Annotated in this window: 18 protein-coding genes; 8 read left to right on the top strand and 10 right to left on the bottom strand. The window is 68.4% G+C overall.

Going from position 1 to position 17378, the window contains the following annotated elements; translation table 11 throughout:
- Positions 1–118: 118 nt before the first annotated feature.
- Genes ACZ5ZX_RS17585 through ACZ5ZX_RS17605 form a run of 5 tightly spaced genes read right to left on the bottom strand, consistent with a single transcriptional unit; the run spans position 119 to position 4692 of the window.
- Complete coding sequence (locus ACZ5ZX_RS17585) at positions 119–1330, bottom strand: acyl-CoA dehydrogenase family protein (RefSeq protein WP_465503044.1); 1212 nt, start codon at positions 1328–1330, stop codon at positions 119–121.
- Positions 1327–2196, bottom strand: coding sequence for an SDR family oxidoreductase (locus ACZ5ZX_RS17590; RefSeq protein ID WP_465503045.1), 870 nt, complete (start codon positions 2194–2196; stop codon positions 1327–1329). The genes ACZ5ZX_RS17585 and ACZ5ZX_RS17590 overlap by 4 nt, the downstream gene beginning before the upstream one ends.
- Positions 2197–2206: 10 nt before the next feature.
- The gene (locus ACZ5ZX_RS17595; protein ID WP_465503046.1) at positions 2207–3052 is read right to left on the bottom strand and encodes a MaoC/PaaZ C-terminal domain-containing protein; all 846 of its coding nucleotides are present in this window, start codon (positions 3050–3052) and stop codon (positions 2207–2209) included.
- A complete protein-coding gene (locus ACZ5ZX_RS17600) occupies positions 3049–3480 on the bottom strand; it encodes a type II toxin-antitoxin system Rv0910 family toxin (RefSeq protein ID WP_465503047.1) in 432 nt (143 codons plus the stop codon). The genes ACZ5ZX_RS17595 and ACZ5ZX_RS17600 overlap by 4 nt, the downstream gene beginning before the upstream one ends.
- A gap of 18 nt (positions 3481–3498) precedes the next feature.
- A complete protein-coding gene (locus ACZ5ZX_RS17605) occupies positions 3499–4692 on the bottom strand; it encodes a lipid-transfer protein (protein ID WP_465503048.1) in 1194 nt (397 codons plus the stop codon).
- A gap of 183 nt (positions 4693–4875) precedes the next feature.
- On the opposite strand from ACZ5ZX_RS17605, the gene ACZ5ZX_RS17610 reads away from it, so the two are divergent.
- Together ACZ5ZX_RS17610 and ACZ5ZX_RS17615 are read left to right on the top strand one after the other, a co-directional pair.
- Positions 4876–5826 carry a hypothetical protein gene (locus ACZ5ZX_RS17610; RefSeq protein ID WP_465503049.1) on the top strand — a complete coding sequence of 317 codons (951 nt, stop codon included), beginning with the start codon at positions 4876–4878 and terminating at the stop codon, positions 5824–5826.
- Between the two features lie 9 nt (positions 5827–5835).
- Positions 5836–6543: an RraA family protein gene (locus ACZ5ZX_RS17615; RefSeq protein WP_465503050.1), complete on the top strand. Its 708-nt coding sequence runs from the start codon at positions 5836–5838 to the stop codon at positions 6541–6543.
- A gap of 71 nt (positions 6544–6614) precedes the next feature.
- On the opposite strand, the gene ACZ5ZX_RS17620 is transcribed toward ACZ5ZX_RS17615, so the two are convergent.
- The gene (locus ACZ5ZX_RS17620) at positions 6615–7430 is read right to left on the bottom strand and encodes a ThuA domain-containing protein (protein ID WP_465503051.1); all 816 of its coding nucleotides are present in this window, start codon (positions 7428–7430) and stop codon (positions 6615–6617) included.
- A 134-nt stretch (positions 7431–7564) separates the two neighbouring features.
- On the opposite strand from ACZ5ZX_RS17620, the gene ACZ5ZX_RS17625 reads away from it, so the two are divergent.
- A complete protein-coding gene (locus ACZ5ZX_RS17625) occupies positions 7565–8449 on the top strand; it encodes a LysR family transcriptional regulator (protein ID WP_465503052.1) in 885 nt (294 codons plus the stop codon).
- Positions 8450–8517: 68 nt separating this feature from the next.
- On the opposite strand, the gene ACZ5ZX_RS17630 is transcribed toward ACZ5ZX_RS17625, so the two are convergent.
- Together ACZ5ZX_RS17630 and ACZ5ZX_RS17635 are read right to left on the bottom strand one after the other, a co-directional pair.
- The gene (locus ACZ5ZX_RS17630; RefSeq protein WP_465503053.1) at positions 8518–9315 is read right to left on the bottom strand and encodes a DsbA family protein; all 798 of its coding nucleotides are present in this window, start codon (positions 9313–9315) and stop codon (positions 8518–8520) included.
- Between the two features lie 2 nt (positions 9316–9317).
- Positions 9318–9806, bottom strand: a complete 489-nt coding sequence (locus tag ACZ5ZX_RS17635) for a MauE/DoxX family redox-associated membrane protein (RefSeq protein ID WP_465503113.1) — start codon at positions 9804–9806, stop codon at positions 9318–9320.
- Positions 9807–9897: 91 nt separating this feature from the next.
- On the opposite strand from ACZ5ZX_RS17635, the gene ACZ5ZX_RS17640 reads away from it, so the two are divergent.
- Positions 9898–10728 (top strand): glutamate ABC transporter substrate-binding protein, encoded by an 831-nt coding sequence (locus ACZ5ZX_RS17640; RefSeq protein WP_465503054.1) that lies wholly within the window; start codon positions 9898–9900, stop codon positions 10726–10728.
- On the top strand, positions 10725–13112 hold the full coding sequence (gene hrpB / locus ACZ5ZX_RS17645; protein WP_465503055.1) for an ATP-dependent helicase HrpB: 2388 nt from the start codon (positions 10725–10727) through the stop codon (positions 13110–13112). Before ACZ5ZX_RS17640 ends, hrpB begins: the two co-directional genes overlap by 4 nt.
- Positions 13113–13116: 4 nt before the next feature.
- On the opposite strand, the gene ACZ5ZX_RS17650 is transcribed toward hrpB, so the two are convergent.
- Positions 13117–13905: an ion transporter gene (locus ACZ5ZX_RS17650; protein WP_465503056.1), complete on the bottom strand. Its 789-nt coding sequence runs from the start codon at positions 13903–13905 to the stop codon at positions 13117–13119.
- Between the two features lie 135 nt (positions 13906–14040).
- Here ACZ5ZX_RS17650 and ACZ5ZX_RS17655 point away from each other — a divergent pair, with 135 nt between their 5' ends.
- Genes ACZ5ZX_RS17655 through ACZ5ZX_RS17665 form a run of 3 tightly spaced genes read left to right on the top strand, consistent with a single transcriptional unit; the run spans position 14041 to position 16732 of the window.
- The gene (locus ACZ5ZX_RS17655; protein WP_465503057.1) at positions 14041–14958 is read left to right on the top strand and encodes an ABC transporter ATP-binding protein; all 918 of its coding nucleotides are present in this window, start codon (positions 14041–14043) and stop codon (positions 14956–14958) included.
- Positions 14955–15989: an alpha/beta hydrolase family protein gene (locus ACZ5ZX_RS17660; protein ID WP_465503058.1), complete on the top strand. Its 1035-nt coding sequence runs from the start codon at positions 14955–14957 to the stop codon at positions 15987–15989. The genes ACZ5ZX_RS17655 and ACZ5ZX_RS17660 overlap by 4 nt, the downstream gene beginning before the upstream one ends.
- Entirely contained in the window at positions 15986–16732 is a 747-nt protein-coding gene (locus ACZ5ZX_RS17665; RefSeq protein ID WP_465503059.1) for an ABC transporter permease, read from the top strand. The genes ACZ5ZX_RS17660 and ACZ5ZX_RS17665 overlap by 4 nt, the downstream gene beginning before the upstream one ends.
- A gap of 79 nt (positions 16733–16811) precedes the next feature.
- On the opposite strand, the gene ACZ5ZX_RS17670 is transcribed toward ACZ5ZX_RS17665, so the two are convergent.
- Positions 16812–17357 carry a TetR/AcrR family transcriptional regulator gene (locus tag ACZ5ZX_RS17670; protein ID WP_465503060.1) on the bottom strand — a complete coding sequence of 182 codons (546 nt, stop codon included), beginning with the start codon at positions 17355–17357 and terminating at the stop codon, positions 16812–16814.
- Between the last annotated feature and the right edge of the window lie 21 nt (positions 17358–17378).

Below are 17378 nucleotides of genomic sequence, written 5' to 3' on the forward strand. Positions count from 1 at the left end.
AAGGGCGCTTTCCCCGCATGCGATGCGAGGAAAGCGCCCTTCGCCGCATGACATGAGGTGAAAGTCCCCTTCAGCAACACGGTCAGGTCACCGGACGCTCCGCCCGGCCGCAGCTCTCTCAGCGGCCCAGCAGCCCCTTCGCGATGTGCGTCACCTGGATCTCGTTGCTCCCCGCGTAGATCATCAGCGACTTCGCGTCCCGCGCCAGCTGCTCCACCCGGTATTCGGCCATGTACCCATTGCCGCCGAAGAGCTGCACGGCCTCCATCGCGACCTCGGTCGCCGCCTCCGACGAGTACAGCTTCATCGCCGAAGCCTCGGCCAGCGTCGGCATCTTGCCCGCGCGCAACGTCTCGATCAGCTGGAACACCATGTTCTGCACGTTGATCCGCGCGACCTCCATCTTCGCCAGCTTGAGCTGGATCAGCTGGAACCGCCCGATCTCCTGGCCCCACAGCTTCCGGTTCTTCGCGTAGTCCACGCAAAGCCGATGGCATTCGTTGATGATCCCGAGCGCCAGCGCCGCGACCCCGATCCGCTCGACGGCGAACCCGGACTTCACTTCGGCCTTGCTGTCACCGTCACGACCGCTTTCGGACTCCCCGAGCAGCCTGTCCCGCCCGAGCCGGACGTCGCTGAAGAACAGCTCACCGGTCGGCGACGACATCATGCCCATCTTCTTGAACGGCTTGCCCTGCGTGAGCCCGGGCATCCCCTTGTCCAGCACGAACGTCAGCACCTTGCGGTCCCGCACCTCCGAGCCGTCGTCGAGCTTCGCGTAGACGATGATCGTGTCGGCGTACGGGCCGTTGGTGATGAACGTCTTCTGTCCATTGAGGACATACTCGTCGCCGTCGCGCCGCACCGACGTCTTCATGCCGCCGAAAGCGTCCGAGCCAGAGTCGGGTTCGGTGATCGCCCACGCGCCGATCTTCTCGAAGGTCGCCAGCCCGGGCAGCCAGCGTTCCTTCTGCGCCTGCGTGCCCTTCGTCAGGATCGTCTGCGCGGTCAGCCCGATGCTCACCCCGAGCGAGGCGACGATGCCGAGGCTGACCCCGGCCAGTTCGCTCACCGCGATGAGCGCCATCGCCTCCTGCCCGCCGAACGCCAAGCCACCGCCACCACCGGAGCCCCGGTCCTTCGACAGCAGCTTCGACACCGATTCCCGCGCGAGCGCGTCGATCCCGAACGACGCGAACATCTTGCGGATGATGTCGTACGGCGGCAGCGTGCCGCTTTCCAGCGCGTCCAGCTGCGGCCGGATCTCCTTGTCGACGAACTCGCGGATCGCGTCCCGGATCAGCAGTTCGGTCTCGGACCACTCGATCACGGCAGCCTGGCCGCGATGTCGTCGATCGTCCAGGCTTCCTCGGTTTCGATCACCTTGACGTCGTGCCAGCCGGCGAGTTCCGAGATCGCCCCGCCCTGCACCGCGAAAACCTTGCCGGTGAGCGGGCATTTCTCGGTCGCGAGGTAGGCCACGAGCGGCGAGATGTTGGCCGGGGAAAAGGCGTCGAACTCCCCTTCCTCGACCTCCTGCGCGAAGATCGCGCCCATCCCCGGCGTCGCCAGCGTGAGCCGCGTGCGCGCGATCGGCGCGATCGCGTTGACCCGCACGCCGTACCGCTCCAGTTCCTCGGCCGCGACCAGCGTCAACGCGGCGATCCCCGCTTTCGCGGCGCCGTAGTTGGCCTGCCCCGCGTTCGGCACCGTGGTCCCGGACGCGGAGGCGGTGTTGATCACCGAACCGGCCACCTGCTCACCGGCCTTGCTCGCCGACTTCCAGTACGCCGCCGCGTGCCGCAGCACCGCCGCATGCCCCTTCAGATGCACGGCGATCACGGAATCCCACTGGGACTCCTCCAGTCCGGCGATGAACGCGTCGCGCAGGATGCCCGCGTTGTTCACGACGACGTCCAGGTGGCCGAACTCGCCGACCGCTTGGGCGATCAGTTCCTCGGCGCCCGCCCAGTCGGCGACGTCGGCCGTGTTCGCCACGGCCTTCCCGCCCGCCGCGCGGATCTCGTCGACGACCTCCTGCGCCGGCCCGGTATCGGCCCCGCTGCCGTCGTTCGCCCCGCCGAGGTCGTTGACCACGACGCTCGCGCCCTCCCGCGCGAACAGCAGCGCGTGTTCGCGGCCGATTCCCCGGCCGGCGCCGGTGATGACGGCGACCCGCCCGTCGAGTGCTCCCATGGCTTTGCTCCTACTCCGCGAATTCCGCGAGGCCGTCTTTGACGACGACGGTTTCGCCGACGGTGGTTTCGAACGCGTAGCTCCCGGCGCCCGCGCGCCAGATGGATGTCGTCAGGTCCTGGCCGGGCAGCACCGGTTTGGCGAACCGGACGGCGAACCGCTTCAGTCTGTCCACATCGGACTCGGCGACCTCGGTCAGCAGCGCCCACGAGGTGAACGCCATGGTGCACAGGCCGTGCGCGATGATCCCCGGCAGTCCTGCAGCTTTCGCGACCTCTTCGTCGAGGTGGATCGGCATCGGGTCACCCGCGGCGGGCGCGTACCGGTAGGTCTGGTCGTCGTCGACGTGCTGGCTGACTTCCGCCACCGGCGCCTGTGCGCGCAGGCCTTCGTCGAACTTGTGCTCCGGCCCGAGTTCGCCGCGTGTGTCGCCGGTGTCGAACCCGCGCACGAACAACGTCACGTAATGCTCGTTGACGAGGTCGCCGTCCTCGGTGCGGCATTCGAGGTGGATGGTGCCGCGCGTACCGTTCGGCAGACCTTCGTAGCCGGTCATCCGCGCCCGGGACACGAGCTTGTCGCCGGGACGGATCGGGCGGTGGAACCGGAATTCCTGTTCCCCGTGCACGATCCGGCCGAACAATCCCACTGGCACGACCTCCAGCGCGGGTTCCATCAGCGACTCGAACACCGGCACGATCGCGAACACCGGGCTCGCGACATCACCCGCGAGGTGCGCCGGGATCGGGTCGTTGGTCGCCTTGGCGTACTCGATCAGCCGCTCGCGGGTCACCTCGAACCGGGACTCGTCGGTCCACTTGCCGAGCCCGCCCGGATCGAACCGGTCCTCGGTCACGCGACCAGCGCCTTGAAGTTCTCGAGAGAGGCGTCGAGATTCTTCTTGCCGTCCTTCTCGACGGCCTTGCCGAGCGCTCCGACGATCATCTGCCCGGCGAACTCGGCGTCGATGCTGGCGAGCGATCCGTCACCGGACGGCTCCACGGACAGCTCGAACTTGACCTTCACCCCGGCCATCCCGGTGCCGGAGATCGCCAGCTTCGACGGCGCCTCGAACTCGTCGACGGTCCAGGTGATCGTGTTCGGCATCCCGAGCATCGTGACGACCTCGGAAGCCTGCGCGCCCTTGGAGAATTCGGCCGGGACGGCACCCTTCCACTTGGTGTGGATGGTCAGCCATTTCTCGAAGTTGTTGGGGTTCGAGAACTCCGCCCACACCTTGCCGGGAGCGGCGGGGAGTTCGACGGAGGCACTGATCTTGCCCATGGTTGTTCCTTTCGGTGCTCAGCGCTCGGCGCGCTGGTAGGCGGTGACGACGGCGGCGCCGCCGAGTCCGATGTTGTGCTGCAGTGCGGCTTCGACGCCGTCGACCTGGCGCTTGTCCGCGGTACCGCGCAGCTGCCAGGTCAGCTCGGCGCACTGCGCGAGGCCGGTGGCGCCGAGCGGGTGCCCCTTGGAGATCAGCCCGCCGGACGGGTTGACGACCCACTTGCCGCCATAGGTGGTGTCCCCGGAATCGACGAGTTTCCCGGCTTCCCCTTCGGCGCAGAGTCCCAGCGCTTCGTAGAGCAGGAGTTCGTTGGCGGAGAAGCAATCGTGCAGTTCGATGACCTGGAAGTCTTCGGCGCCGAGCCCGGCCTGGTCGTACACCTGGCGTGCGGCCTGGACGTTCATGTCGTAGCCGATGATGTTCTTCGCGGTGCCGTCGAACGTGCTCGCGAAGTCCGTGGTCATCGCCTGCCCGACGATCTCGACCGCCTGCCCCGCCAGCCCATGCGAGTCCACAAAGGACTCACTGGCCAGGATCGCGGCGCCCGAACCGTCCGAGGTCGGCGAGCACTGGAGCTTCGTGAGCGGGTCGTAGATCATCCGCGAGTCGAGGATGTCCTGCAGTGAATAGCTTTCCTGGAACTGCGCGTACGGGTTGTTCACCGAGTGCCGGTGGTTCTTCTCGCCGATCTTGGCGAAGTGCTCGGCGGTCGTGCCGTAGGTCTTCATATGCTCGCGGCCCGCCGCGCCGAACATCCACGGTGCCGGCGGGAAGAGCACTTCGGAGATCTCCGCGAGCGCCTGGAGATGCCTGCCCATCGGCTGCTCGCGGTCGTCGTAGGTCGAACCGAGCGAACCCGGTTGCATCTTCTCGAAACCAAGCGCGAGCACGCAGTCCGCGCGGCCGCCCCGGATCGCCTCCGCGGCCAGGTAGAGCGCGGTCGATCCGGTCGAGCAGTTGTTGTTGACGTTGACCACCGGGATGCCGGTCATGCCCAGTTCGTAGACCGCGCGCTGCCCCGAGGTCGACTCGCCGTAGACGTAGCCGACGTAGGCCTGCCGCACCTCGTCGAAGGAGATCCCGGCGTCTTCGAGCGCCTTGGTCCCGGACTCCTTGGCCATCTGCGGGTAGTCCCAGTCCTCGCGGCGTCCGGGTTTCTCGAATTTCGTCATGCCGACGCCGACGACGTACACCTTGTTGCCCACCACGACGCTCCTTGCCCTTGCCGGGTCGCTACTGGAATTGAAGATACAGACAGGACTGTATTTATCAACCCCTTACATACAGGACTGCACGGATGTTACTTACCGCACGTTGAGTGTCAGGTGACGCAGACAGGCGGTTCACACCCCCGTTAAACAGGGAGAACACCACTTCACAGGGGGTATTCGATGAGAAGAACGAGCATGGTTCTCGCCGCGACCGTCGCCGCCGGACTGCTGTCGGCGGGCACGGCATCGGCGGGCGATTGGACGATGAGCTACCTGCCGTTGCCGCCCGGCGGCGACGCTCTCCGGGTCGTGGCCACCGACGGGGCCGGAAGCTACGCGGGACACTTCGACGGCGGTTTGCTCACCTGGTCCGGCGGGACCGTCCACGACCACGGCGTCCCGGCGGGCTACAACACCGTCGACACCGTGGACGAGAACGCGTCCGGGACCGTTCTCCTCAACAGCTACGCGATCTCCACCCGGACCAATCGCTCGCTCGTCTTCGAGAACGGCGCGTTCCAGGTCCTGGAGAACGTGCCGGGCTACGCCCAGACGCGGGTCACCGGCATCAACGACCGCGGCGACATCGTCGGCACGGTGTTCAACGATCCGCGATACGGCTCCTGGGCGGCGTTCTGGCCGGGCGGCGACCGCGCGCACCCGGTGCGGCTGGACTCCCCGCCGCTGCTCAGCCCGGTGGACGTCGACCACGACGGCACGATCCTTATGCAGGAACAGTTCGGCAGCACCTGGCTCTGGAAGGACGGGGTGGCGCAGAAGCTCGTGCTTCCCGACGGCATCCGTGAGTCACGCGCCCTCGCGATCCGGGGCGGCAAGGTACTGGCCGACCTCGAAGGCGGCGCCCGGGTGTGGACGGCCTTCGACACCTCCGTTCCGGTGCCGGACAGCATGACGGCGAACGCGCTCACCAGCTCGGGACAGGTGGCCGGCTGCCTGAGAACCCCGGATTTCTCGACGATTCCCGCCGTATGGCCGCTCGGCGGCGAGGTCGAGACGCTTCCCGCGCCGTCCCGCGGCTGCGCGACCATCGCGGGAGAGAACGGGGAAGTCGCGGGCACCCTGCCGGAGCACGGGCCTTACGACACACCCGTGGTGTGGCGCCGTGGCTAAAGTCGGAGCATGGATCCCGAGGAGCTTCGGCAGCGGTTCTCCCTGCTGACCACCGCGCATCTGACCGACGGCTGCGTCCGCGCCCGCGTCCCGGTCCGCTGCGCGCCGGCCGGAACGCACGCGATCGTGCCCGGCAGCCGCGTCGCCGGGCGGGTCATCCCCGCCCGGCACGTCGGCAGTGTCGACGTCTTCCTGGAGGCGTACGAAACGGCGAACCCCGGCGACGTCCTGGTCGTCGACAACGGCGGCAGGCTCGACGAAAGCTGCGTCGGCGACCTGGCGGTCCTCGAAGCGGAGGCGGCCGGGCTGAGCGGTGTCGTCATCTGGGGCCTGCACCGCGACACCGCCGACATCAAGAAGATCGACCTGCCGGTGTTCAGCCTCGGCTCGATCCCGACCGGACCGCTCTCGGTCTCCGCCCGCCCGGACGGTGCACTGGAATCGGCCGTCGTCGGGGAATGGACGGTGACCAGGGACCACTTCGTGTTCGGCGACGAGGACGGCGTGCTGTTCGTCCCTGCCGACCGCGCCGACGAGGTCCTGGACCGGGCGGAAGCCATCCGCGACACCGAACGACGGCAAGCCGAGCGGATCCGCGCCGGAGAGACCCTTCGCGAACAGGTGCGCTTCGCCGACTTCCTCGTGGAGCGCGAGAAGTCACCTTCGCTGACGTTCCGGGAGCACCTGCGGGCAGTCGGCGGCGCCATCGAGGAGTAGCAAGGGACCTTTGCTCTCGCCGGAGGGCCTGACCAGGGAAAACACCCCCGGCCCGGCCCTCCGGCAGGTCTCTAGGCGGTCTTCGCTCCCCCGAGCCACAGCAGGCCGTCGATGACGAACCGGTTCTGCACCTCACTGGCGAAGGTCGACGACAACGGCTGGTTCGTCTCGTAGTTCATCTTGTCGTGGCCGAAGTTGGCGTACAGCATCTTGTACTTGTCGTTGGTCCAGAGGATCGGGTAATACCCGCTGTACCAGGACTGATTCGGGTCGGTCCCGAGCGGGAAGCTCACCGGGTCCACCGACGCGAGGATCCGGATGTCCGGGTTCTTCCGCAGGTCGCTGGCCCAGGCGTACCACTCGCTCACCGACGAGGTGAACGTCGCGGGCAGCCGCGTCGTCGAGGGGTGTGACCGGTTCTCCACGCGCAGCGTCGACGTCGTCGGGCCCCACGTGTTCGACTTGAACGCGCCCGTCCCGAGGAACCTGTGGTGGTACCAGTCCCAAGTGGACGGATCGGTGGTGAACGCGGCCACGTGGAAGCCGAAGAACGCGCCGCCCGCCCGCATGTAGCGCTCGAAGCCCGCGCGCTGCGCCGAGGTCTGCGGCAGGTCGTCCAGGAACATCACGACCTGGTACTGCGACGGTTGCAGGGAGTTCAGCCGGTTCCAGTCGTTGGTCGCGGTGTAGCCGAAGTTGTTCTCCGCGGCGGTTTTCGGAAACCACTGGTTGGCTTCCTTGACGAAGCTGATGTGCGCCGCGTCGTAGGTGCCGTTGTAGAAGGCCAGCACCTTGAAGGCGGGCGCGGCCCCGGCAGGCACCGGCGCCATGGCCAGCGCGAGACATGAGGCGAACAGTAGAGCGAGCCGGAGTACGAATTTCTTCATCTTGCTCACCACCCAAGCCAGGAGTATAAATTCAAGGCTTGAATTAATGCATGACAGCCAGCAGGTGGTCTAGACCTAAGCGGAAAGACGGTTGCCGGTGATCGGCACGGCCCCGGATCGATAACCTGTGGATTATGGAACTGCGGGACATCGAGATCTTCCTGACGCTGGCCGACGAGCTTCACTTCGGCCGCACCGCGGAGCGGCTGCACGTCTCGCAGGCACGGGTGAGCCAGACGATCAAACAGGTGGAGCGCCGGATCGGCGCGCCTCTGTTCGCCCGCACCAGCAGGCGGGTCCAGCTCACGCCGATCGGCAGGCGGCTGCGGGACGACCTCGGGCCCGCCTACCGCGCGCTGCACGAGGGCATCGAGCGCGCGATCACCGCGGGACGCGGGATTGGTGGAGTGCTACGACTGGGCTTCGAGGCCCCCGGCGTCGCCGACCTCGTCGAGAGCCTGCTGGACCGCTTCCGGCAGCGCTACCCGGAAACGGAACTGCTGATCCGGGAGGCGGATTTCGCCGACCCGTTCGCGATGCTGCGCTCGGGGGAGATCGACGTCCTGGTGACCCTGCTTCCGGCCGACGAAGCCGATCTCACCACCGGCTCGGCCGTGTACTCCGAACCGATGGTGCTCGCGGTGTCGTCGAAACATCCGTTCGCGCGGCGGAAGTCGGTGACCCTGGACGATCTCGCCCGCGACACCGTCCTCCGCGCGGCGCATCCGCCGGAGCCGTACTGGGTCGAGGAGCCGAGGCAGTGGCTGACCCCGGCCGGACATCCGGTGACGCGGGGCAAGCCGTTCGCGACCTTTCAGGAACTGCTCGCCGCGATCGCCACCGGAGCCGGGATCTGTCCCCTCGCCGCGCACGCGCGGGAGTACTTCAGCCACCCGCGAATCCGCTTTGTGCCCTTCACGGGATCACCCGACGTCGAGTGGGGCCTCGTCTGGCCGCGTTCCGCGGAGACAGCTCGCGTACAGGCCTTCGCGAACGTCGCCTCCTCCGCGCGCCCCTGACTCCCCGAACAGCGTGAAGGCCCCCTTCCCTCGGCTCAGCCGAGGGAAGGGGGCCTTCACGCGAGAAACTAGGCGACGACCTTCTGCACCCAGCCGTCCTCGAGCTTCACGACCTGGCCGTTCGAAGCGACGGTCGGTGTGCCGAAACCGGGTCCATTGCCGAAGTCCTGCTGCAACGACGGATCCGTGGAGGTCTTCTTGTACGCGTCCTGGATCTGCTGCTCGTAGACACCGGTGTTGACCGCCGTGGCGAAAGCCGGGTCGGTGATGCCGACGTCCTGGCCGAGCTTGATCAGCTGCGCCTTGTCGAACCCTCGTCCGCCTTCCTGCGGCTGGTCCTTGAACAGCGCGTCGTGGAAGGCGAGGAACTTGCCGGCGTCGGCCGCGGCGAGCGAGGCGTTGGCGGAGTCCATCGAGTACCCCGGCGGGTCGGAGCGCTGGTTGAGCATCGGCAGCATGTGGTAGCGGACCTGCAGGACGCCGTTGTTGACCTGCTCCTGGATCTGGTCCTTGAACTTCTCCTCGAACTGCTTGCAGATCGGGCAGAGGAAGTCGGCGTAGATGTCGATCGACTTCTTCGCCTCCGGCTTGCCGACGACCACGACGGCCCCGTCACGCTTCTGGACGACACCGGGCGCCACCGTCGCCGACGCCTGCGGCTGGATCACCTTGCCTTCGGTGCTGTTCTTGCTGGACGTCGTCCAGAGGACACCGCCGATCACCAGCGCGGCGAGCACGACCACGGCGACCGTGATCGCGACGACCTTCTTCTTGTCGCCGCCGGCGACGCCTCTGGCCTGTGCCACCGAGCGCGCCGCCGTCTGCTGCTGCTTGCGTTTCCGAGCGTTGCGCTCAGCTCCACCCACGATTATTCGTTCCCTTCAGCGATACCCACATAGTCGTCGTCGGCGGGGGCACGGAAGTTCCCGAGCCAGCCGTCCACGGAGAACCAGGTCCGCGGCCGGACGATCAACCAGACGCCCAGCAACGCGAACCCGAGGTCCCTGGCGATCTCCTGCGGATACTGCGTCTGATCCGCGGCGATCTGACCGCCACCACCGAAGCAGCCGCAGTCGATGCTCAGCCCGCGCGCCCAGGACTGGGCGATCGCGGCGATGAGCACCGCGAGCAGCAGCACCGACAGCACCGACACCCAGCGGGTCACGAACCCGGCGAGCAGGAACAGGCCGAGCGCCAGTTCGGCGAGCGGCATCCCGATCGCGACCGGGCGGACGAGCCCGTCCGGCAGGACGTCGAAAGCCTGCACCGCGATGTAGGTCTGCCCCGGATCGCTGATCTTCAGCGCTCCGGAAATCAACCAGACGGCGGCCAGTCCGAGCCGGGCGAGGGTGCCCACGGCGTCGAGCACGACTTGGGGCGGTCTACGCACGGGCCTAGGCTAACGGGCAACCCTGAGAACAATGTGAGGCGGCGGACGGAGGCACCCGATGAGGGGACGTGCTCTGCTGGCGGCTTGCTTGACGCTGGTCACAACTGTGGCGGCCTGCGGGCCGGAGGCCGGTCCGTCGGATTCGCTCGTCGCGCGCGCCGTCGGAGCCAACAAGCTCACCATCGGCATCCGCTTCGACCAGCCGGGGCTTTCGAAACGGACGGTCGACGGCCGCTACGTCGGCTTCGATGTCGACGTGGCGAAGTACGTCGCGAGTGAATTGGGCGTGGACCAGGACCGCATCACCTGGCATGAGAGCAAACCGTCGACTCGTGAGACGGACATAACATCCGGGATCACGGATCTGATGGTGGCGACCTACTCGATCACCGAGAAACGCAAACAGGTGGTCGACTTCGCCGGTCCCTATTTCGAAGCGGGCCAGGATCTGCTGGTCCGCCTCCGGTCGACCGACATCGCCGGTCCGGAGAATCTCAACGGCCGCAAACTGTGCGCCGTGGGCGGCACCACCGGGGCCGAGCAGGTGCGCGACAAGTTCGCGCAGGCCGTCCAGCTCGTCGAATACCCGCGCTACCAGGACTGCGTCACGGCACTGCTCGCGGGACAGGTCGACGCGGTGACGACCGACGACGTCATCCTGGCCGGGTACGTCGCGCAGAACCCGGAACTGCTGAGGGTCGTCGGCAAGCCGTTCTCCACCGAGAAATACGGCGTCGGCCTGCGCAAGGGCGACAACGAAGGGCGCGCGGCGGTGGCCAGGGCCATCCAGAAGATGATCTCGTCCGGTGAATGGCTGGCCTCGCTGAACCGCAACATCGGCCCGTCCGGCTACCGCATCCCTCCCCCACCGCGGGTCACCGAGCAGTGACCCTCCCCGACCTGCCGGTTCGCGCCGTCCTGCCCGAACTCCGAGCCGCCCTCGACGCGCATGGCACCGCGGTGCTCGTCGCGCCCCCTGGAACCGGCAAGACCACCTTGGTGCCGCTCGCGCTCGACGACGGCGAGGGCCGGGTGATCGTCGCCGAACCGCGGCGGCTGGCCGCTCGGGCCGCGGCGGCGCGGATGGCGTCCCTGCTGGGTGAACGGGTCGGCGAGACGGTCGGCTATTCGGTGCGCGGGGACCGCAAGGTGTCGTCTTCGACGCGGATCGAAGTCGTCACCTCCGGGTTGCTGGTCCGGCGGGTGCAGGGCGATCCCGAACTCGCCGGGGTTTCGACCGTCCTGCTCGACGAATGCCACGAGCGCCACCTCGACGCGGACCTCCTGCTCGCGCTGCTGCTGGACGTGCGCGCCGGGCTGCGGGACGACCTGCGCCTGCTCGCGACGTCCGCCACCGTGGCGGCCGGACGGCTGGCCGCCCTGCTCGGGGACGCGCCGGTGATCACCGCGCGGGCACGGACCTTTCCGGTCGATGTCTCGTATCAGCCACCCGCGCGCGGCGAGCGGATCGAGGCGACCGTGGTCCGCGCTATCCACAAAGCACTGTCCGAAGGGGACGGCGATGTCCTCGCGTTCCTCCCCGGTGCAGGCGAAATCGCCAGGGTGAGCGGGCTGCTCAGCGGTCTGGACGCCGACGTGCTGCCACTGCACGGACGGCTTTCGGCGGCGAGCCAGGACGACGCGCTGCGCCCCCGCGCTCGGCGCAGGGTGGTGCTCTCGACGTCGGTCGCCGAGTCCAGTTTGACCGTGCCGGGCGTGCGCGCGGTGGTGGACTGCGGGTTGTCCCGGGTGCCTCGTGTCGATCACCGGCGCGGACTGCCGGGGCTGGCGACCGTGCGCGTTTCGGCGGCTGTCGCCGAGCAGCGCGCCGGACGGGCCGGGCGTGAAGCGCCGGGACGGGCCTACCGCTGCTGGGCGGCCCACGAGCAGGGTTCCCTGCCCGCGTACCCCGAACCCGAAATCCGCACGGCCGAACTGGCCCGGTTCGCTTTGGAGCTCGCGTGCTGGTCCACTCCGGACGGTTCCGGGCTCTCCTGGTGGGACCCGCCCGGCGAAGGCGCGCTCGCCGCCGGTCGCGCGCTGCTGACGACGCTCGGCGCGACCACGGAAGACGGAACGGTGACCGAACGCGGCCGGAAGATGGCCGGGCTCGGCCTGCATCCGCGACTGGCCAGGGCGCTGCTGGACGGCGCGGCGCGGACCAACGCGCGTTCGGCCGCCGAGGTCGTCGCGCTGCTGGACAGCGGCGGCACCCTCACCGACCTCGAAGCGGAACTGCGGCGTATACGGGGCGACGACCGCTGGAAGTCCGACGTGCGACGGCTCACCAAGCTGGTGCCCGACGGCGGTGGCGCGCCCGATCCGGCGCTGATCGTGGCGCTGGCGCATCCCGAACGGCTCGCCCGACGGCGTTCCGCGGGTACGCCGGTCTATCTGATGGCCGGTGGCACGGCGGCGGAACTGCCGCGCGGCAGCGGGCTGGCCGACGTCGAATGGCTGGCGGTGGCCGAAGCGACCCGCGACCCCGGCCGCGCGCAGGGCATCATCCGGCTGGCCGCGCCCGCCGACGAGGACCTCGCCGTCCGCGCGGCACCGAATCTGGTTTCGTCGGCCGACGAGGTGCACTGGTCCCAAGGTGACGTCGTGGCGCGTTCGATACGGCGGCTCGGCGCGATCGTGCTGTCGGAGAAGCCACTGCGTTCGCCCGCGCCGGACGAGATTCGCGCCGCGCTGCTGGAGGGATTGCGCACCGAAGGGCTCGGCCTGTTGCGCTGGTCCGAGGACGGGCGGCGGCTCCGTGAGCGGTTGGCCTTCCTGCATCGGGTAGTGGGTTCACCTTGGCCACCGGTCGATGACGCGACACTCTTGTCCACTTTGGACTCCTGGCTCGACCTCGGCTCGGCACGCCGCCGGTCGGACCTGGCGTCGCTGGACGCGGGTGCCGCGCTACGCGGCCTGCTGCCGTGGCCCGAAGCGTCGCGTTTGGACGAACTGGCGCCGGACCGGCTGGAGGTCCCGTCGGGTTCGCGGATCCGGGTCGACTACTCGGGTGAGCAGCCGGTGCTGGCCGTGAAACTGCAAGAAACCTTCGGCTGGCTCGCGACACCGGAACTGGCGGGCGTCCCCGTCGTCCTGCATCTGCTCTCGCCGGCCGGGCGGCCCGCCGCCGTCACCGCCGATCTGGAATCGTTCTGGCGCAACGGTTATGCCGCCGTGCGGGCCGATCTCCGCGGGCGCTACCCCAAGCATCCGTGGCCGGACGACCCGCTGAGCGCCGCCCCCACCCGGCGGACCACGCGGCGCGGCTCCTGACCGGTCAGTCCATCATCTGGTGCTGAGGCCGGGTCGGCAGCCGCTCCGCCAGCTCCTCGTCGTCCAGTTGCTCGTTCAGTCCCAGTTGCACCGCGCTGCGGATCTGCTCCCGGTTTTCCCGCACGACATGCGCGAAGAACTCGTCGGTCCGCGGATCCGTCAGTACTTCGAGGATCACGCGCATCGCGGTGTCGATCACCGAACGGACCACCTCGTCGTGGAACGGCAGCCTCGAAAGCCGCCCCGCCTGCGGGTCGTTCTTCAGCTTCTCGGCGATGATCCCCCGCAGCTGTGTCTGGTTCTCGCGCAGCGAACGCGCGAGGTTCTGGGGGTAGTTCCCGGTTTCCAGCACCTTGACGACCTCGTCGAGTACCGCGATCGTGATCGGCTTCTTGATCGCCAGCACGATCGGCCGCGACAGCCGTTCGACCAGCCGCTGGGTGAACTGCTCCCCGAAGGCGCGGTCCGCCGTCCGCGCGAGCCGGACCAGCACCACGATGATCCGCAACAGCCGGAACCCGCGCAGCGCCGGATGCGCGATGGGGATCATGCCGAGGATCTCGTACCAGTTGCGCAGCGGGAACCATTTCTCCCAGCCGTTGCGCCGCCACCGCCACAGGAATTCGAGTGCGAAGAGCCCGCACACCGTCGTGTCGATGATGAAGACGCGATGCGCCGTCTCGTCCGAATGCGGAAAGAACGTCACATAGACGAGCAGGCCGACGGAGAACACGGCGAGTGCGAGCATCACCAGGTCGAGCGGATTCACGCGCCGTTGTCCACGGGTGGTCATGGCGCCGATTGTGCCTTTCCGCGGTGACTCGTGCCGAACGGCACCTGCCGAAAGTAAGGGGTGGCCGATGACTTCGGGGCAATGCCCGCGGGGGCCACCACGCCGGAAACTGGCACGACACGAAGGAGGACGCGGATGATCACGCTTCGAGGACTCACGAAGCGCTATGGGGAGAAGACGGTCGTCGACGGGCTGACCTTCGCCGTCGAGCCGGGCAAGGTGACCGGTTTCCTGGGTCCCAACGGCGCCGGGAAGTCGACGACCATGCGGATGACGCTCGGCCTCGACGCCCCGAGCGGCGGCGAGGTCCGTATCGACGGCAAGCAGTACGCGGACCTGCGGTATCCGCTGCGTGAGGTCGGAGCGTTGCTGGAAGCCAAGGCGCTGCACCCCGGTCGGAGCGCGGGCAAGCACCTCCTGGCGATGGCGCGCAGCAACGGGATCCCGGCGAGCCGGGTGGACGAAGTGCTCGCGACGGTCGGTCTCACCGACGTCGCGGGCAAGCGAGCCGGTGCGTTCTCGCTCGGGATGGGACAGCGGCTCGGCATCGCCGGCGCCCTGCTGGGCGACCCCGGTGTGCTGATGTTCGACGAGCCGGTGAACGGCCTCGACCCCGACGGCGTCCGCTGGGTACGGCACCTGATGCGGTCACTCGCCGCGGAGGGTCGCACGGTGTTCGTGTCGAGCCATCTGATGAGCGAGATGCAGCTGACCGCGGACAGGCTCGTCGTGATCGGCAAGGGGAAACTGCTCGCCGACGCCCCGGTCGACGAATTCATCGCGGGCAACTCGCGGACGTCGGTCGCGGTGCGGCTACCCGCTCCCGCCGACCTGCGCGCGCTCGAACAGCGGCTGCGCGCACTCGGCGCGAGCACCGAAACCGATCAGGACGAACTGATCGTGCACGACCTGTCCGTCGCGGGTGTCGGCGACGTGGTGCACGAACTGGGGATCCGCGTGCACGGGCTGACCGAACGGACCGCGTCGCTGGAGCAGGCCTACATGGAACTGACCGCCTCGTCGGTCGAGTACGGAACGGGAGTCGCGGCATGAAGTCACTCATGGTCCTGGTGGCGGTGATCGCCGTCTTGCTGGGAGTGCCGTCGGCCGCGTCCGCTTCGCCGAATCCGTCCCTGCCCGCGCCGGGCGGCCCGTTCCCGATCGGCCTGCGCACACTGCACCTCACCGATCAGCGGCGAGCCGACCCCTGGGTGCCCGAAAAGCGGCGCGAGCTGATGGTCAACGTCTGGTACCCGGCGGCCCCGATCGGCCGCGCCCCGCTGTACATGACGCGCGCGGAGTCGGCGGCGGCGATCGCCGGACGGAAACTCGACCTGCCGCCGGACACGCTGAGTGAGGTGCGGGTCCATTCGAGGGAGAACGCGCCCTCACTGCCCGGACGTCGTCCCTTGGTGGTGCTGTCGCCCGGCGCGGGCAACAACCGGATCACCCTGGCCGCGGTCGCCGAACGCCTTGCCGCACAAGGCTTCGTGGTCGCCGGGGTCGATCACGCCTACGAAGCGTGGGCGACGGAGTTCCCCGACGGTCTCCGCCAATGTGTCCCTTGTGGACTTCCCGGCGAACCATGGCCGTCGGCGATCGAGAACCGCGCCGTCGACGTGTCGTTCGTCATCGACACCTTGCTGAAGGACCGGCGCTTCTCCATCGATCCGGCGAAAATCGGCATGGCCGGTCACTCGGCCGGGGGTTCGGCGACGGCCGCGTCGATGGTCGCCGACCGGCGGATCAAGGCGGGCGTGAACGTCGACGGCCCGTTCTTCGGCACGGTTTCGCTGGACCGGCCGTTCCTGCTGCTGGCCAGCCCGATCGGCGAGCAGTACTACAGCCCGACGTGGGACGAGACCTGGCCGCGGCTCACCGGGCCGAAGGAACGGCATCTGCTCGAGAACAGCGGCCACTCCTCGGTGACCGACGGCGCGATCCTGATCGACCAGCTGGGCCTGCGGTCCTCACTGCCCGCCGATTTCGTCCGCAACCAGTACGGCTCGATCGGTTCGCGGGAGGCACTGGACTTCTACCGTGACCGGCTGACCGCCTTCTTCAAGCAGTGGAGCGCACGATGAACACGATCTCTTCGGAATGGACCAAGTTCTGGTCGGTCCGCTCCACCTGGTGGTGCCTGATCAGCGGGCTGGTCCTGATGCTCGCCTATTCCGGCGCGCTGGGCCTCGCCGCGAACTCCGGCGTCGAACGCTCGATGGCCCCGCACGCCGTGGTGACCGGGGCGGCGTTTTATCTCACGCAGTTCGCCGTGGTCGCGCTGGCGACGCTGTTCATCACGAGCGAGTACGCCAGTGGCAGCATCCGCTCGACCCTGCAGTGGGTTCCCGTGCGGAACCGGGTCCTCGCGGCGAAATCGGCCGTCCTGTTGCCGGTGCTGTTCGGCTACGGCGTGCTGAACACCCTCGCCGGCGTGGCGATCTCGGCGCCGCTGATCCCCGCGCGGGATTCTTCGGTGAGCGACGTCCTCGCGACCTCGGCGGGCATGGGCGGCTACTTCGCGCTGCTGGGCCTGCTCTGCCTCGGGCTCGGGACGGCGCTGCGGAGCACGGCAGGGACGATCGTGACGGTCTTCGTGCTCCTGGTGATGATCCCGATGTTCGCCGGTTCACTCGGTGGGGAAGACATCGTGAACTACTTCCCCGGCTTCGCGGGCGTCAACGCGATGGTCACTTCAGGGGAGCCGAACCCGATCTTCGGCGGCGTCGCGCCCTACGCGCCTTGGGTCGGCATCGCGCTCTGTACGGCTTGGGCGGCGGCCGGTCTCGTCACCGGTTCCACCGTGCTCCGGCGCCGGGACGCCTGAGGGGGACGCCGTGACTGTGTGGATTTCGCTTCATCTAACGCAGCAAAATCCACACAGTCCGCATCCCTCGCTACGCGGCCTACCCCGCCACCCCGAGCCCAGCCAAAACCTCCCCCGCGTCCCGCGTCAGCTCCGCCAGCCCCGGCGGCCGCAGCGACCCGGTCCCGGCCAGCGCGTCGAAGATCGTCCCGTCCAGCCACGCGACGAGCACCCTCGCGTGCCGCTCCGGCTCCGCCGACCCGCGGTCGGCCAGCACCTCGGCACACCTTCGCCGGATCACCAGCCCTCCGCGGTCGTAGGCCTCGCGCAACTCCGGCCGCCGCGTCGCCTCCAGCGCGAACTCGTACCGCGCCAGCATCCGCGTCCGTCCCCGCGTGATCGCCGCGTGCGCGAACCCCGCCAAGTACTCGGCCAGTTTCCCGGGCCGCGGCTCGATGGTCACCTCGTCGAGTTCGACCATCCGCGAGATCGCCAGCTCCAGCAGCGCCGCCCGCGTCCGCGCGTAATACGAGGTCGATCCCGACGGCAGCCCCGCGAACCGGTCGACAGCGCGATGCGTCAGCCCGCGCATCCCTTCGGCCGCGATCACCTCGATGGCCGCGTCTCCGATTATCGCCTTTCGCACTCTACAAGTGTAGTAGTACTC

It is taken from the genome of Amycolatopsis sp. NPDC033938 (assembly GCF_055575975.1).